We start from the raw sequence: 16,859 nt of genomic DNA, 5'->3' as shown, positions 1-16,859 counted from the left end.
TGTCCGTTGTTTTTCAGGATTTTATTGGCGGAATTGCACTTCGAAGGTGATGAAGAGTCCCCGGTGGTCGCTGGGCCATACGCCGCCCACGGGTTCGATCAGCTCCTCGGCCTTGTCGATGAACTGGTCCTCGACCACGGCGCTTTTGGAGATCATCGACGAGGGACCCATGATCTGAGCCTTTTTGGGGGCGAATTTGGCATCGGGACGGTAGTAGACGAAGTCGATGCGGTCGCGTTCGTCGGCCTCCGCAGCCCATTGCGTCTCCTTTCGGGCGTCCTTGTTGTGCACGGGCCACGTCACGGCCGGATGGGTCGCGGGGTCGGGATAGACCTCCCGGTAGGCATCCTTCATGCCGTCGGCGTAGCAAGTCGTCGAGACGGGCCATGCCACCACGCAGCCGTTGTGTTCGTACTTGTCCTTCATCGCCTCGGTCCAGTCGAGATGCGAAGGCTGGTTGAGGTCGCCTCCGAAGATGCAGAGGCGTCCCTGTTCCTGCTGGGTCCGGGTGTCAGCCGCGAGATCCCTGGCGATCTGCGTGCGTCCGGACTTCTCTTCGCGTTCGAGGATGAAATCAACGTCGGTGATCGGTCCGTCTGCGAGTTTGTCCCATCCGTAGGGCGAAGAGCCGTCGCCGTAGCCGCGCGGCAGATAGCAGGCGTAATACATGTGGTAGGCGTGCGAGGCGTAGAGCGCCATCTGCTGCCCGTAGAAATCGATCACCGTGCGGTAGAACCACAGGTTGCCGTTCACGGCGTCGGTCGAGAGCACCGGGTGGCGTGTCAGCAGGCCGCGGGTGCCGCTGCCTCCCTTGCAGGTGTAGGTATAGCGGATGCCGGTGCGTTTGTACAGTTCGTCGGCTACGGCGCTCAGGATCGTGCGTGCGTTATCCTCCGAGGTGAACTCGCAGAACGATGCGGCGTCGGGTTTCAGTTCGGCGAGCTGTTTGATCAGCGCCTCCTGACCGTTGGCGACGTTGGCGATGCCTTCCCAGAGGTTGAGTTGCAGGAACGTGAAATCGCGGGTTGCGGCAGGCGAATAAACCTCGATGTCGCAGCTGGCGCTGACCGATCCGAGCGTCGCGGAGATGACGGTGCGGCCTTCGGCGACGCCCGTTATGCGGCCGTTCTGATCGACGGTCGCCTTGGAGGTGTCGTCGCTTTTCCATACGACGGGACCCTCTACTGCGGCATTCTCGGGAACGAGTTTCGCCGTGATGTCCAGCGTCTTGCCTGCTGCGACCGACGCGAACGTCACCGAAAGCTCGATCTTTTCGAGCACGATCGGCGCAGCGGTCACCGTGACTTCGCATGAGGCGGTTACGTCGCCGCATTTGGCCTTGACGTTCGTTTTGCCGACGGCGATACCCTCGATCGTTCCGTCGTCGCCGGCCCGGGCGATCTTCGGATCTTCGCTCGACCAGCGGAGCCCTTCGAGCGAAGCCGTTGCGGGCGTGGCCGCTGCGGTCAGCTGGGCGGTCTGCCCGACGGTCAGCGAGAGGGGTGAAGGCGTAAGGGTGATTGCCGTCAGTTTGCCGGGGTCGTCGGGTGTCTCGCCCGATTTGCTTTCCGAACACGATACGGTGACTGCCGATGCACTTAGGCAGACCAGCATCGCGTAACGCAGAATGTTGCTTTTCATGGTTTAGGGTGTTAGGTTTTTTGCTTGTCTATTCGATTTTGACGAGCCCCTGCCAGGCGCAGTGGTGCTCGGTGATTCCCTTTTCGTCCATCCAGCGGCGGGTCTCGGGGGTCTTCATCCACGCTGTGTCGTAGCCTTCGCCCACATCGTTGTTCCACACCCACAGGGGCGTCGGCCAGAGGCAGGCGCGGAAGCGGACCGTGCGGTAGAACTCTTCGCGCACGCCCATCTGCCCGTGGTGGGCCATCTGGATATAGTCGCAGTCGAGTTCCTCCTGGGGAACGCTGCGCAGCAGACGGTCGCCGCTCTCCTCGCCCGTGTCGCCGAGCATCAGCAGCGATTTGCGCTTGTCCCAAAGCCGCAGCACGATGCTGGCGTTGTTGTAGGCGTTGACAAGCGTCGTCGTGTCGTTGACTTGCAGGACTTTGAGATGCAGTCCGTCGAGACGCATCTCCCGGCCCGGCTCCGTCAGATTCTCGACGCGCAGGCCCGAGGCCGCGAGGGCTTCGAGGTAGGCGTCGGCCAGCTTTCGGCGATTGAGGTCGGTGTTCAGCTGCGCGTCGTTCATCGGCGACTGATAAATGGTTCCGATTTCGATGCCGCCGGGCGTGCGCAGGATTTCGGTGAGGGCACCCATGTGGTCGATGTGGGGATGCGTCACGAACCACCACTCCACGCGGTTGCCCAGCGCCGCGAGGAACCCCCGCAGATAGGGGGCGTCCGCCGCCGTGCCGCCGTCGATCACTGCGACACGCCCCGCGTCGGTGCGGATTACGTAGGAGTTCATCTGCGACGGTCCCTGCGGAGGCAGTTGCCAAAGCGTGAAACCCGGACGTGCTGCCGACAGCGGGAAACAGCCGGCGGCGAAAAGCAATGAAAGAAACAGTTTGCGCAACATGGCTTTATTTTTTACCGTATTTGATCAACAACGACGAGCGGGGCTGTCCGATGCTCATCGTGAAACTGTCCATCAGTTGCCGGCCCGTGGCCTCCACGCGGTCGCCGTTGTCGGCGTTTTCCAACACGTAGGTCGCTTCGGGTTCCAGTCCGCGGAAACGCACGACTTTCCGTTCGTCGGGCGAGAGTTCGCGGCGGAAAGCCACCACATAGCCCGTCTGGTCCGAGGGGCGCAGGAGCTGGTAGGCCAGCCAGATGTCGTCGCCCGTCATGTCGCCGTAGCCCGTCAGCGGGTAGTAGTCTTCGTAGAAGTAGGGGCGCACGGCGGCGAATTCGGCCATGCGGCGCTGCATCTCGGGGATCGACGAATCGGCGTTGGTGATCTTCCAGTTGTAGATGATCGTAGCGCTGAGGCTCGAACGGAAAGTGAAGGCGTCGGACTTGTGCGTGCCGGTTCCGTGTACGGGCAGCCACATGTTCAGTCCGTAGGTGTGGCACTGGTAGCCGATCGGTTCACCGTAGTTGTAATCGGTTCGCCAGAGCGGTGCCGACCGCGAGGTCGATTCGAGGTCGATGCGGCGGCCTCCCGAGGCGCAGTTGTCGATCACGAGGCCCGGGAACTCGGCCCGCAGGTAGTCCCAGAAAGCGTAGAGCCCTTCGATGTAGCGGATTTCACAGATGCCCATGCGGTCGGGCTGGTCGTTGGCGTACCAGAAACCTTCGGGGTCGATGTTGAAATCCTGCCGGTAGTAGTCGATGCGGTTGTCGCGGATGAGCTTGGCGATCTGCTCGCAGAACCACGTGCGGGCCACGGGGTCACCCAGGTTGAAGAGGAACGAATCGACGCTTCCGCGTTTCACCCAGCCCGGCTGGGCCGCCTTGCCGCTGGCGTCGAGCATGAACTCGGGGTGCTGCATGGCCCAGTCGGAATCTTTCATCACGCGCTCGGGCTCGAACCACACCATGAACTTGCAGCCGGCGCGGTGGACCTCGTCGGCTACCGGGCCGAGGCCCTGCGGGAAGCGTACGCTGTCCACCGACCAGTTGCCCACGGTGTTGGCCCAGTTGTAGTGGTTCTTCCAGTCGGCGGCCTTGCTGTACCATCCGGCGTCGAGCCAGAAGACCTGCGGCAGCAGATCGAACTGCTTGTAGCGTTTCACGAGGGCCGTGGCGTAATCGGCTGTCATGCAGGTGTATTCGTTGCAGGGGGCGGGGTCGCCGTAGTTGAAGCTCGAACAGATCGGGAACACGGCGGGTTTGCCGTCGGCCGTGGGGTGGTGGTGGGCCAGCAGGAAGCGGCGCAGAAGGTTTTGACCGTCCATACGGTCGTCACCCTGCCACAGGAGCATGGCCGTCGAAGGAGTGCGGATCTCCTCGCCCGGAAGCAGGTAAGCGGCCAGGTTTTTCATGCCGGTCGCCACGCTGACGGCATTTGCTGCCGGGCGCGCAATGTCGGCTTTCCAGTTACCGGTCCATCCGATGGCTACGACCATGCCTCCCGTGGGCAGTTGGACGTTGAAAAAGGGAAAGGCGTGCGACGACGAGCGTCCGCCCTGTGGGTGCATCGAGTGCTCGTCGCCCACGGCCAGCTCGCGCGTGCGGGCGTGAAAGTCGGCCTTCGAGACGTGGCTTCCGTCGGCGTAGTGGAGCAGGTAGGCTCCCTTGGCTGTCGATTCGGGGGTGATGTCCACGACCTTCACCTGCTCGATCTTCGGGGTGTTCTCCTCGGAGGTGTTGCGGAAGCGGAGCACCCACTCCATGGCGTTGAAATCCGCGAAAGTCTTCACGCGGCACTCGACGGCGAGCCCCGTCGCGGGGTCGGTATAGGTGTAGACGTGCTCGGTGACGTTCCGCTCCGTTGCGGGGAGCGTTTCGACGGTGTATTTCCAGTTGGCTATCGTCTTGCCCGAGGACACGCCTCCGTAGATGAACGAGAAGGGCGGCACCTTGCCTTTGGCGAAAGCTCCGGCGACCCATTTTTCACATTCGGCGCCTTTGGCGGGAATGCGCAGGCGCGACTGGGCGGAGGTCTGTGCAGCGGTCAGCAGGAGTGTTGCGAGCAGTAGTCTGAACAAATGTTTCATGGCTTGTGGGGCTTCAGTTTTTGCGGTATTTTATCAGCAGCGAACTCTTCGGGTTGTCGAGACGGAGCGTCAGCCCCTCGGTCAGTTCCCGGCCGCTGCGAACGGTTTCGGCCTGCGTGTCGCAGTCCACGAGGGTATAGGAGGCGTCGGGCGTGAGTCCGCCCAGGCGCACGGTGTATTCCGCGTCGGGCGCGTCCTGGCGGCGGAATGCGACTACGATGCCCGAGTCGTCCGACGGACGGTGCATCTGGTAGGCCAGCCACACGTCGGAACCCGTGAGGTCGCCTGTTCCCGAGAGCGGATAATAATCTTCGTAGTAGTATTCGCGGATGTCGCGGTATTCCCGGATGCGCTGCTGCATGTCGAGGACCGAAACGCTCGGCTCGGTGACTTTCCAGTTGCACTGGAGTGCCGACGAGAGGCTCGAGCGGAACGAATACTGTTCCGGCAGCAGGATGCCCGTGCCGTGTATCGGCAGGAAGAAATTCAACCCGTAGGTGTGGCATTGGTAACCGTCGGGGTCATCGTAGTGGTAGTAGTCGCTGCGCCAGAGGGGTGCGCTGCGGCCGATGGATTCCCAGTCGAGGCGCTTGCCGCCCGAGGCGCAGTTGTCGATCAGCAGGCCGGGGAAGCGTTCCAACAGATAGTCCCAGAATTTGTAGAGGTTTTCGATGTGACGGATCTCCTTGATGCCGCTGCGGCCGGGCTCGTCGGCGTCGCGCCAGTAGCCGGCCGGAAGCATGTTGAAATCCTGTCGGTAATAGTCGATCCCGTTCTCTTCGATCAGGTCGCCGTAGTATTTGCAGAGCCAGTCGCACGCTTCGTCATTGCCCAGGTCGAACAAGTACCAGGTCGATTGTTCCGAGCCTTCGGGCCATTCGGTGTCGAGCATCCACTCCTTGTGTTCCGTAGCCCACTGCGTGCCCTTTACGACGCGCTCGGGCTCGAACCACACCATGAATTTGGCACCGGCCTCGTGCACGGCGTCCGAAACGGGTTTCAGCCCTTCGGGAAAGCGTTCCCGATCGACCGTCCAGTTGCCCGTGGTGTTGGCCCAGCTCTTGCCGTGCCGGAAATCGCCGGCCCCGGTGTGCCATCCGGCATCGAGCCAGAAAACGTCGGGTGTCAGTTCGAACATCGAGTAGCGGCGGACCATGGCGATGGCCCAGTCGGCCGTCAGGCACGAATATTCGCCGCAGGGCTGCGGGTCGCGGTAGTTGAAGGCGCTGCAAAGCGGGTAGAAGGGGCTGCCGTCTACCTTGCGCGAATGATGCGCGAGGACGAGGCGGCGGAAACGGTTGTGGCCGTTCATGCGGTCGCCGCTCCAGAACATCAGGGCGACCGAGGGCGTGCGGATCTGCTCGCCCGGGTAGAGGTATAGATCGGTGTTCAGCATGCCCGCGGCCAGCGTCAGGCGGTTCGGGTCACGCTTCTCGAGGTCGGCGAACCACGTTCCGGTCCAGCCGACGGCGACCATCACGCCCTGCCGCGAAGCCTCGGATTCGAGGTTGAAGAAGGGAAACGCCTCCTCCGACGAACGGCCTCCGTGGGGTTCGATGTGCAACGGCTGCTCCGTGCGGAACTCCGCGGTGCGGGGCGCATAGTCGGCCTTTGAAATCTTGTTGCCTTCGGCATAGTGGATTTTCAGCGCTCCGGCGGCGGGGTAGACCATGTCGAAATCCGCGACCTTCACGCGTGTAAGTTGCCCGGAATTCTCTGCCGACGTATTGTGGAAATGCAGCACCCATTCCACGGCCCGGAACTCGGGGTACCCCTTGATATTGCAGACCACTTCGAGTCCGCTGCGGGGGTCGGTGTAGGTGAACGTGCGCAGTACGACATTCTTGTCCGTCGATGCGGGCGCCGTGCGGCTCCAGCGCCACGAGCGGAGGAACTCCTCCGACGGCTTCTCGTCCAGGATGAATGAGAACGGCGGCAGTTGGCCTTTGGCGAAGCGGCTGTCGATCCAGCGGGCGATGTCTGTCTTGTCGCCTTGCATCTGCAAACGCACCTGCGCTGACGCCGGGAGCGATCCCAGCGCCAGCAACAGGGCACTTGTCAGGGCGATGATGGTACGTCGGTAATTGATTACGGGTTTCATCGTCTGTTTTCAGGGTTTGTAATTCGGTTTTTTATCATTCGGCATCCTGTTCCGCAGGGCAGAGATCGTCGATCGTGTTATGCGTGTGTTTAATCTTGACACCGCCGCCGTCGTAACCCTCCAGTGCGTAGCTCCAATCGGTAACGGTGAAGCCGTCTTTGAGTGCCTGGATCACGGGGTTGTTGTCCACCCATTTGTCGTAACCGGGCTTTTCGCCGTTCTCGCCCTTGTTCGCGGACGACAGGTTCCGGTACCAGTAGTGTTCAACGTCGATATGGCGTTCGCGGCCTTCGGCATCGGCGGCCGTCGCCCAGGTGATCGTGAAGTCCTCCTTGTTTTTGAGGATGTACATGTAGGGGAACCACGAGTCGGGACGCTGGCTGTTGTAGCCTTCGCCCAGGGCGTTGTTCAGCAGGCGAGCCCGTTCGATCTTGTTGCCGTCGAGCCAGAGCTGGCGCAGACGACCGCAGTTCGAGATGTCGATCTCTTTGAGCTTGTTGTTTTTCGCGCTGATCGAATATACGACCAGCATGCGGTCCTTGTCCGAGCTGTCGCCGTTGGCCGTGCCGAGGTTGATGCCTTCGAGCTGATTGCCATCGAGCCTCAGTTCGTTCAGGGCGATGCAGTTGCGCAGGTCGATGGTTCCGGTGAGCGACTGCGAGGACAGATACATCTGCGTCACTTTGCAGGCGTGCTCGTCATCGGTATAAGTGCCGAAATTGATGCTTGCGATCTTGTTGAGCCCCGATCCTGCGTCGCCCCAGGCGTGCAGCAGCGTGGCGTTGGGGAACTGGGTCATGTCGAGCGATTCGATCGACGAGTTGGCGACGTAGACGCGGTTCACGCTCGTCAGAGGCCCGTAGAGGTCGGTCAGCGGTTTGATCGAAGTGACTCCTGTCGCATAGGTGAGGTCGAGTGTCGCGGCGGTGAAGCCGGTGAGGGCGGCATCCTTTTTCCATACCCGGAACTCTTTGGTCTCCTCGTTGTAATCGACGATCCTGCCCGGCATGTAGCTGCGGCGGGTAATACCCTCTTCGTTGGCACGCATCGAGGGATCGGTGGGAACCACTTCGTCCTCGCCCGTCAGGTAATAGCCCAGATGATAGGGTATCGCTACGAATTGATCGTCCGGATGCAAGTAGGCTTCGGCCTGTTTCACGCCGCCGCGCAGCACGGTCAGTTTGTAGGAACGGTCGCGCGATGCGGCGGCAGGCAGTTCGAACGTCGCATTCTGGGCGGTTACGTTGGCGACATCGGCTTCGGCGCTGTATTCATCTCCGGCCACCGCCTCGATCTTTACCTTGTCGCCGGCCTTGAAGCCCGGAGCGGTCATTGTGACGGTATTGCCTTGAATTTCGCTCAGGTAGGGTATTGTTATACCTTCGATAGCGGGACTCGAAACGGTCACCTTGCAGGTCGCGGTCTTCTCGTCGATGGTCAGGGTGATGTCCGTCGTACCTTCGGCCAGGGCCGTCACGGTACCGTCGTCGGCGATGGTCGCAACCGTCTTGTCGCTCGAATCCCATGCGGCTTCCTGGTTGGTGGCGTTCTCGGGGTTGATCGTGTAGGTCAGTTTCTCGGTTTTGCCGACGAACAGGGCCAGTTCGGTCTTCGAAAGTTCGATCTTTTCGACACGGATCGGGGCCGGGGTGACGGTGATGACCGCCTTGCCGTTCTTGCCGCCGCAGAGCGCCAGAATTTCGGCTTCACCCTCGGTGACGCCGGTCACTACACCTGTTTCGGGATCGACCGTAGCGATCTCCGGCGTGCGGGATCTCCATTCCACGGTTTTGTCCGAGGCGTTTTCGGGCAGGATTTCGGCTTTCAGGGTGAGGGTGGTTCCTGCGACGACGCTGCCGGTCGCCGGGGTGACCTTGACTTCGGCGACGGGAATTTTCTCGTCGTCCTTCGTGTCGTCGTCGCTGCATGAGACGGCGGCTGTTGCGAATGCCGTCAGGACGGCAATGGCGGAAAAGATTTTTTTCATAATAGGTTGGAATTTAGGGTGTAACATCTTTCGGGATCAGAAGCCGAGCTCTTTTTCGAGGGCCTCGATCACGATGTGGATAACTTTGATATGTATCTCCTGAATACGGTCCGAATGGGGTGTGCGGGGAGCTTGAAGCACCACGTCTGCCGTTTCGGACAGACGGGTGGGACCTTCGGCGGTGAGCGCCACGACCTTCATACCCAGACGGCGGGCGGCCTCGGCCGCGGCAACGATATTCTGCGAATTGCCGCTGGTCGAGATGGCCAGCAGGACATCGCCGGGTTTGCCGAACGCCTCGACCCAGCGGACGAAAATGTCCCCGAACGAAAAATCGTTGCCCACGCAGGTCATGTAGGCCGGGTCGTTGATGGCCATGGCTGCCAGCGGACGGCGGTTCTCGCGGAAACGTCCGGTGAGTTCCTCGGCGAAATGGGTGGCGTCGCACAGCGAGCCTCCGTTGCCGCAGCTCATGATCTTGCAGCCGTTGCGGAGTGCTTCGGCCATCGTGTCCACGATTGCCTCCATCGTCGGAAGGGTCCGGGGCGAGGCGAGGAAATCCGCCAGCGCGTCGTTTGCTTCGCGGAGGCTGTGTTCGATAATTTGCCGTTTCATCTTCGTATCGTTTTATGCGTTGGCGGCCACCGACAGCGCGGCGTAATCGCCGATCGCTTCGCCCAGCGCCGCGGGAACCACGCGGCAGACACGCCGGGCGTGGGAGAGCGCTTCGCGGGCGATGACCTCCTCCGTATAAGGTTTCATCAGATTTTCGTTGCGGGCGTAGATGCTGCCGATGACGATCATCTCGGGGTTGATCAGGTCGATGACGATCGACAGCCCCCTGCCCAGGTAGCGCGCCGAAGTGCGGTAGATTTCCAGCGCCAGAACGTCGCCTTCCGCGGCGGCCTGGGCCACCAGCCGGGCGTCGATCCTCTCGGGATCGCCCTCGGGGCACCACGCGACTTTTTCACCCATTTGCAGACGCTCTTTCACGGCGAACTGCGCCAGTTGGCGGATGCCGCCGCCGCTGCAAAAACCTTCGAACGAGCCGCATTTGCCGTAACCCACGGGTCCGAAATCGCTCAGGCGGATATGTCCCAGCTCTCCGGCGTTGTCGTTGGTCCCGGTGTAGATGCGTCCGTCGAGGATCAGTCCGGCGCCGAGTCCCGTGCCGAAGGTCAGGAAGATCATGTTGCGGGTGCCCGCTCCGGCCCCGAACTGCCATTCGGCCAGCGCGCAGGCGTTGGCGTCGTTGTGGATGGCGGTGCGGATGCCGAACTCCTTTTCGAAGATTCCGACGATGGGGATGTTGTCCCAGCCGGGCAGGTTGGGAGGCGACATTACCACGCCCGTGCGGCTGTCCAGCGGGCCTCCGCAACTGATGCCGATGGCCCGGGTGTTGCCCGCATCGAGGCCGTGGCGCCCCATTACGTTCCGGATACAGGTTTTGAGCTGCTCTATGGTTCGGGCGACATCGGAGGTGCGGAAGCACTCCTTATCGAGGATCGTTACCCGGTTGCCCTCCTGCTGGCCGTAGGTGACGGCGCATTTGGTGCCTCCGATGTCAACACCGATGATGTTCTCTTTCATGTTCGTTGTAGCCATTTTTTGTATTTAGAGATCGTATATTTTCGTTTTGCGGAGCAGTTTGCGGTACTCGTCCAGTTTGAACGGAGCCCGGCCGTAGAGATAGTGGTTCTTGAACGAGCCTTCGGGTGTCGTGTATTCGATCAGCAGGATGCCCTGACCCTTCATTTCGGGCAGGCGGGCGATCTCCGCACGGGCGTTTGCCGGAACGGTGTAGCTGCTGCGGAAGATTTCGCGTCCCGTAGCAGCATCGCTGACGCGGACCGTGCCTTCGGCGGCGTTGCGCGTGTCGTTGGTGGCGACGAGTGGGTGGCTGCCGTCCGTGGCGTCGTTGATCAACACGCAGACGTTGCGCTGCACGTTGCGCAGGAAATGGTAGGCCATTTTGGGCGAGAAGTAGTAATCGACCACGGCATCGGAAATCACGGGCCATCCGTCGCGGATGTTCCACCACAGGATGCCGGTCTTCGGAGCGAATTTGTTGCCGCGGTAGATCTCGACGAAGAATTTCATCGCCTCGGCCTGCACCGACTGCGACGCGAAGATGAAATCGTCGAGTTCGGTCGGCACTTCGCCGAAGAGCAGGCGGACCTGATTGATCATCAGATTATTGCGCTCGGGCGTATAACCCCACTCCTTGAAGATGCGTACGGCCTTGGTGAGCCAGTCCTCGTTCCAGCGGAACTCTTTCTTATCGGTCCACGGATAGAGCGTTTCGGCCGGGAACATCTTTTCGAGGCTCGGCCGGTTGGGCATGCCGTGATAGCCGATCTCGCTGACGAAAAGGCAGTTGGCATTGGTATAGAACGGGTCTTTGTAGTAGCCGCGGGGGCCCCACAGGTGGTCTTCGGGCAGCAGGGCGGTGCTGTAACCCTGCTGGCAGACCTCTTCGCTCCAATAGGGCGACGAGGGGAGGTAGCTGCGCGAGGGGTCGAGTTCGTAAAGCACCATCGGGATTACCTGCCGCGACACTACGTCGCGGTTGGGGTCGATGCGGAACGGGGCCAGCGTCCCGATGGTCAGCGTTTGGTCGTTCTCGTTGTTGCCCGACCAGAGGGCGATCGAGGGGTGAGAGCGCAGTTTCATCACCACGGAGGTCACCTCGCGCTCGATGGCGCGGGCGAATTCGTAACGCTGCGAATAGAACGTGCATCCCATGCCGAAATCCTGCCAGACCATTACGCCGTTTTCGTCGCAGAGTTCGTAGAAGCGGGTGTCTTCGTAGACGTTGCCGCCCCAGCAGCGGATCATGTTGCAGTTCAGGTCGGTAACCAGGCCGAACGTGCAGTCGAGCCATTGCGTGTCGCGGCTGTGGAGGGCGTCCATCGGGGTCCAGTTGCTGCCGCGGGCGAAAACCTTCTCGTTATTGACGATGAAGCAGAACCGGCCCGGATTCTCGGGCGTGTGGGTCGGGGTGAAATCGAGGCGCACGGTGCGGATGCCGATGCGGCGGCGGTCGATGTCGAGCGTATTGCCGGCTTCGTCCATGAGCTTCACCTCGGCCTCGTAGAGCGCCGGTTCGCCATAGCCGCGAGGCCACCAGAACTCGACATCCCCGAGTCCGAGGATGTGGCGTGCGGCATGCGATGTCACCTTGGCGCGGTACATGGCCACTTGTTTGCCGTTGCGGCTCAGTGAAAATTCAGTCGTGATCCTGCCGTCCTGCATCGAGGTCGGCAGCGAGATCGTGTAGTCCAGGAAGACCGTGGCCTGCTTGTTGGGAACGTCCACGGAGGTAGTGAACCAGTGTACGTCACGCAAATGCACGGGTTTCAGCACCTCCAGCTCCACGCTGCGCCACAGTCCGGCGCTCACCAGCCGCGGCATGATGTCCCAGCCGTAGGTGTGGGGCGCACGGCGCGCGTAGACCGATTCGACTTGTGCAAAATTGATGCTGATCGTCGGCGGAATGTACTGGCGGCCCTCGATCACCGACGAACGGATGTAGACCTCCAGCGTGTTTTCTTCGCCGGCGGGTTTCAGCGCTTCGGTCACATCGAAGCGGTGTTCGATGAGCATGTTGTCGGCCGATCCGACCTGACGGCCGTTGACCCAGATGTCGGCATAACAGTCGATACCGTTGAAATTGAGCCGGATGCGGTCGCCGTCCGCATGTTCGGGGGTGGCGAACGTACGGCTGTAACGCCATTGGTAACCTTCCCACGGGCGCAGGTCGTAGACATTGCTGCCGATTTCGGGCTGCTCGATCAGCCCCGCGGCCAGCAGGTCCAGTTCCACGTTCCCCGGAACGGTCGCGTCGATGGTTTTCATCTCGACTTGCCGGGCGTCGGCAGGCGACACGATCGGAGTGTCTCCCTGGGGCCAGTAGTCGAGCCTCCATTTGCCGTCGAGCGAACTCTTCTCGCCGGCCGTCAGACTTCCTGCTGCGAACAGCAGCGCGAGGGTGGCGGTCAGTTTGGTGAATGTCGTGTTCATATCGGATTTATCTTTTTCTTGGTTTGTTTTACTTTGCTCGATTAAGCTATGTTTCTGTGCGCTAAAAGCCGGGTTCGTACTTTTTGGACGGCCCCGGACCGCGAAAAGAGCCTTTCGGTGGCCTTTTCGCGGCCGTGTGAATGCCGTCACAACAACCTAAACATCTACTTAACCGTTAAAATTCGAATGTAAAATTACCTCTTTTTTTTGAATATCAAAATTTATTGCCTTGTTTTTATTAAAAATCCGTTCGATTTTTTTCAGAGCCCGTTTGTTTGTGAATGCAAGTCTATCTTGCGGCAGGTCTGTGTCTTTGCATTGTCGATATTTGAAAATAATTTATTAATTAATCGGTTATTTTCTTAATGGAAATAATATATATAGGTATTGTTAAAAAGTCGATTTTTTTCTGTTTTTTCTTGCAAAATCGGCAGGCGTTTCGAATTTTTACTTATATTTGTGTTGGACAAACGGGTTTTTGACTGCCGATTGCTTTATCAATTAAGTTGAAACCCGGTGTCGAGTGAGCTGTAAGTGAAGATGTGCCGGAGTGGAGTGGGGACGGGTATGACGGTTCCTGAATTTGTAAATTGCTGTCATGCAGTGCGGTATTTAGTCGATGCACGCGAGTTTGACCTGCCCCGAATCTGATATTTCGGATGATTCGGGTGAAGATGAATCCCTATGGCAGACCGTAAATTTGCCGGTTCATCTTTTTTAAGCCCTGTTTACTTAAACGTTTAAGTAAATTCGGAACTGCACGATGCTCCGATATTCGGAAATACCCAAACGGAACCGCCTCCGGGCGTTCCTTAATAAACAGATACAAGAAACTACAAATTATCGCCTATGAATCATTTCAAACTACCGTGTCAGCGATTCTGCACCGGAGTGGTCAGGTGGCTCGCGGTCGGCGCGTGGATGATCGCGCTGTGTATGCCGGGCAGTCTGTTTGCCCAATCGCATGAAATTACCGGCAAGGTCCTCGATGAAAACGGCATGCCCGTCGTGGGTGCCAACATCATCGTTGACGGCACCACTATCGGAACCAACTCCGGGTTGGACGGCTCATTCAAGCTCACCGTTTCCCCCCCCCACAAAACGGTGTCCGTCATGTATTTGGGGTACAAAACTGCCAAACTCGAATTAGGTTCCCGCACTGATTTCACCGTAAAACTCGAACCCGACCGCAAAGTGATCGATGAGGTGGTCGTGGTCGCCTACGGTACCCAGAAAAAGGTTTCCGTAACCGGTTCGGTCGCCTCGGTCGGCAACACCGATTTGAAGCGCGCCCCGGTTTCCAACTTTTCCACGGCGCTGTCCGGCCGTCTGCCGGGTCTGACCGTGACGCAGACATCGGGACAGCCCGGTGCCGAGAAAGTCAATATGAAATTGCGCGGTGTCAGCACCACCGGCGACTCTTCGCCGCTGATTCTGATCGACGGTGTACCTCGTGACGACCTCAGTTCGCTCGATGCCAACGAAGTCGAGAACGTGACCATTCTCAAAGATGCCGCCGCTACGGGCGTGTTCGGCGTCCGCGGCGCCAACGGTGTGATTTATGTCACCACGCGCCGGGGCAGCGTCGGAAAGGCTGCCGTCACCATCACGGCCGACTACGGTTTCCAGCAGATTCTCTGGCGCGGCGCCATGAAGATGGATTCGTGGGACTATGCCGCCCTGTTGAACGAGCGTGCCGCCAACGACGGCAAATCCCCCGTTTACAACGAATGGCAGATCGAGCAGTTCCGGAGCGGTGCCAACCCCACGTTCTTCCCCAACCGTGACCCCTACGACGAATATACGCAGATGGGTTCGCAGTGGAAGATCAACGCCAACGTTTCGGGCGGTACGGACCGTCTTCAGTACTTTATGAACGCCTCCTATATCGATCAGGGCAGCGTTTTCAAATTCCTGCCCGAATCGACGCGCGGCTACGACCCGAGTTTCTGGCTCAAACGTGTGAGCGTGCGTGCGAACATCGACTACAAGATCACCGACGACCTGAAATTCAGTCTCAATGTCAGTTCTTACCTCAACAAAGTCAACCGGATCGTCTGGGGTGATGGCCTCGACACTTCGAACGATCTTAATTTCGATGCCGCCGGTACCACCTATATTCTGGGCGGTCTGAACCGCGTGCCGCCGACAGCACCCGGTCCTGCGCTTCCCGCAGGTGCCACCGACAAGAACGGCGATCCGCTGCCCGAAGGCGGCTGGGTGCAGGACGGTTCGGGTTATCAGCTCTATCCGCGTATGAACATGGGTGGTTACATCCGACAGATGAAGACCACGGTCAATACCAGCGCTTCGCTCGACTGGGATATGAAGAAACTGGTGAAGGGCCTGAAATTCCGCGCCATGTTCTCCTACGACCTCTATGCCTCGGGCTTTACCAAGGCGACGCAGGCTTACAACCGCTACGGTTTCTATCAGGCCAAGAGCCCTGACGAGGAGTCTTACTGGACTTGGGACCATACCGACGTTGCGTTTGACGGCATCCACGCCGATACCGAAGGCTTGAGTTTCCTGAATGGCGGCCGCGGACAGAGCTCCTACTACAAGTTTAACACGCAGCTTTCGCTCAATTACGACCGGTTGTTCAACGAGAAGCACGACGTGCATGTCATGGTGCTCGGCCAGCTGGATAACTCGGTCAGCAATTCGGCGGCTTCGCTCTATCTGCCCTATAATATGCTCTACATGTCGGCCCGTGCGACCTATACTTTCGACAACCGCTATACGGCCGAGGTCAACGTGGGTATCAACGGTTCGGAGCAGTTCTCCAAGGAGAACCGTTGGGGTATTTTTCCCGCCGTTTCAGTGGGCTGGACGCTCAGCGAGGAGAAGTTCTTCAAGGACAACATCGACCGCAAATGGATCGATTTCTTCAAGATCCGCGCATCGTACGGTATCGTGGGTAACGACCGTCTGGGCGAGAGCCGATTCCTCTATTTGGACGACGTGCGCGTGGCTTACAATCAGGGCTGGGTGACCGACGGCACCGTTCTTTCGTCGCTGGGACGCGGCAACTACGTCGCCACCTCGCTGCTGGGCAATCCTGATCTGAAATGGGAAAAGGCACGGCAGCAGAACTACGGTCTCGACATCAATTTTCTGAATGGTTTTTCGTTCAACTTCGACTATTTCAGGGAAATGCGCGAAGATATTCTCGTCGCCCGTTCGACGGTTCCCCTTGTTCAGGGTCTTCCCTCCTCGGTACTGCCCCGCGTGAACATGGGCAAGGTCCAGAACCACGGCTACGAGATGGTGCTCGGGTGGCAGAAAGCCTTCGGCAAGGATTGGTTCATCCATGTTTCGGGCAACTATAACTTCGCCCGCAACAAGGTGCTCGAAGCCGATGAGGTGCGTCTGCCGACGGGCCGCGACGGCTATCTCTATCCCTATCGTCAGACCGGTTTCCCGATCGGGCAGACCTGGGTGTTGCAGGTCGATTACAAGGACGGTGCCGGCAACGGCTATATCAATACCGAGGAGGATCTGGCGAAGTACAGTGCCATGTACAGCAAGGGCGGATTCGTCAATGCTTTCCTGGGACAGTGGAAATTCGTCGATCAGAACGGTGACGGGCAGATCGACATCAAGGACCAGATTCCGTACGGTTATCCATCCGGAACGCCCGAAATCACCTATGGCGCGTCGATGTCGCTGTCATGGAAGAATCTGGATTTCAGCATGCAGTGGCAGGGCGTGGGGCATAAGCAGGGCGTGTATTCCCTGGGTATGTTCGGCAACGGCCACCTGACCGGCGAGTGGGAGACCCACGCATGGACCAAAGAACGTTTCGAGCGCGGTGAGAAGATCACCTATCAGGCGCTCCGGTCCGGTTATACGCTGGCGGGCAACGGCGTGAACGACCGCAACGACTATGTGGTCAGCGATATGTCCTACGTCCGGCTGAAAAATCTGGAAATCGGTTTTTCGCTTCCGCAGAAGTGGATGAAGCGCATGGGCATCGGCGGAATCCGCCTCGCCGTTTCGGGTCAGAACCTTTGGAGCACCAACAACATGAAGGCGCATAGTTTCGACCCCGAGCAGGACAACGAGAACCAGTATCCGCTGACGCGCAATATCAGTTTTTCCGTACAGCTCAAACTCTAAAACC

General features: G+C 59.4%; 9 protein-coding genes. 1 reads left to right on the top strand and 8 read right to left on the bottom strand.

Annotated features, from left to right (window positions below; translation table 11 throughout):
* Positions 1 to 21 precede the first annotated feature (21 nt).
* The 8 genes from WMO46_RS06745 to WMO46_RS06710 are packed head-to-tail and all read right to left on the bottom strand — an operon-like array spanning position 22 to position 12,733.
* On the bottom strand, positions 22 to 1,641 hold the full coding sequence (locus WMO46_RS06745; protein ID WP_129650450.1) for an Ig-like domain-containing protein: 1,620 nt from the start codon (positions 1,639 to 1,641) through the stop codon (positions 22 to 24).
* 28 nt (positions 1,642 to 1,669) lie between these two features.
* Positions 1,670 to 2,539, bottom strand: a complete 870-nt coding sequence (locus tag WMO46_RS06740) for a ComEC/Rec2 family competence protein (RefSeq protein WP_019149833.1) — start codon at positions 2,537 to 2,539, stop codon at positions 1,670 to 1,672.
* A 4-nt stretch (positions 2,540 to 2,543) separates the two neighbouring features.
* Positions 2,544 to 4,622, bottom strand: a complete 2,079-nt coding sequence (locus WMO46_RS06735) for an alpha-galactosidase (RefSeq protein WP_349094046.1) — start codon at positions 4,620 to 4,622, stop codon at positions 2,544 to 2,546.
* A gap of 13 nt (positions 4,623 to 4,635) precedes the next feature.
* A complete protein-coding gene (locus WMO46_RS06730) occupies positions 4,636 to 6,723 on the bottom strand; it encodes a glycoside hydrolase family 36 protein (RefSeq protein ID WP_349094045.1) in 2,088 nt (695 codons plus the stop codon).
* A 34-nt stretch (positions 6,724 to 6,757) separates the two neighbouring features.
* Positions 6,758 to 8,710 (bottom strand): Ig-like domain-containing protein, encoded by a 1,953-nt coding sequence (locus WMO46_RS06725; RefSeq protein WP_349094044.1) that lies wholly within the window; start codon positions 8,708 to 8,710, stop codon positions 6,758 to 6,760.
* Between the two features lie 36 nt (positions 8,711 to 8,746).
* Positions 8,747 to 9,325 (bottom strand): D-sedoheptulose-7-phosphate isomerase, encoded by a 579-nt coding sequence (locus WMO46_RS06720; RefSeq protein ID WP_129650446.1) that lies wholly within the window; start codon positions 9,323 to 9,325, stop codon positions 8,747 to 8,749.
* A gap of 12 nt (positions 9,326 to 9,337) precedes the next feature.
* On the bottom strand, positions 9,338 to 10,300 hold the full coding sequence (locus WMO46_RS06715) for an ROK family protein (protein WP_129650445.1): 963 nt from the start codon (positions 10,298 to 10,300) through the stop codon (positions 9,338 to 9,340).
* Between the two features lie 24 nt (positions 10,301 to 10,324).
* Complete coding sequence (locus WMO46_RS06710) at positions 10,325 to 12,733, bottom strand: glycoside hydrolase family 2 protein (RefSeq protein WP_349094043.1); 2,409 nt, start codon at positions 12,731 to 12,733, stop codon at positions 10,325 to 10,327.
* An 849-nt stretch (positions 12,734 to 13,582) separates the two neighbouring features.
* On the opposite strand from WMO46_RS06710, the gene WMO46_RS06705 reads away from it, so the two are divergent.
* Positions 13,583 to 16,855, top strand: coding sequence for a SusC/RagA family TonB-linked outer membrane protein (locus tag WMO46_RS06705; RefSeq protein WP_242493089.1), 3,273 nt, complete (start codon positions 13,583 to 13,585; stop codon positions 16,853 to 16,855).
* Positions 16,856 to 16,859: the final 4 nt, after the last annotated feature.

Source organism: Alistipes intestinihominis, assembly GCF_040095975.1.
Classification (GTDB): Bacteria; Bacteroidota; Bacteroidia; order Bacteroidales; family Rikenellaceae; genus Alistipes; species Alistipes senegalensis.
The sequence above is the reverse complement of the archived record's forward strand: the minus strand, read 5'-3'. Positions and strand labels throughout refer to the sequence as shown.

Coding starts and splice junctions, on each gene's coding strand:
- WMO46_RS06715 (WP_129650445.1), bottom strand. CDS start 10,300: ATGAAAGAGAACATCATCGGTGTTGACATCGGAGGCACCAAATGCGCC.
- WMO46_RS06710 (WP_349094043.1), bottom strand. CDS start 12,733: ATGAACACGACATTCACCAAACTGACCGCCACCCTCGCGCTGCTGTTC.
- WMO46_RS06735 (WP_349094046.1), bottom strand. CDS start 4,622: ATGAAACATTTGTTCAGACTACTGCTCGCAACACTCCTGCTGACCGCT.
- WMO46_RS06705 (WP_242493089.1), top strand. CDS start 13,583: ATGAATCATTTCAAACTACCGTGTCAGCGATTCTGCACCGGAGTGGTC.
- WMO46_RS06725 (WP_349094044.1), bottom strand. CDS start 8,710: ATGAAAAAAATCTTTTCCGCCATTGCCGTCCTGACGGCATTCGCAACA.
- WMO46_RS06740 (WP_019149833.1), bottom strand. CDS start 2,539: ATGTTGCGCAAACTGTTTCTTTCATTGCTTTTCGCCGCCGGCTGTTTC.
- WMO46_RS06730 (WP_349094045.1), bottom strand. CDS start 6,723: ATGAAACCCGTAATCAATTACCGACGTACCATCATCGCCCTGACAAGT.
- WMO46_RS06745 (WP_129650450.1), bottom strand. CDS start 1,641: ATGAAAAGCAACATTCTGCGTTACGCGATGCTGGTCTGCCTAAGTGCA.
- WMO46_RS06720 (WP_129650446.1), bottom strand. CDS start 9,325: ATGAAACGGCAAATTATCGAACACAGCCTCCGCGAAGCAAACGACGCG.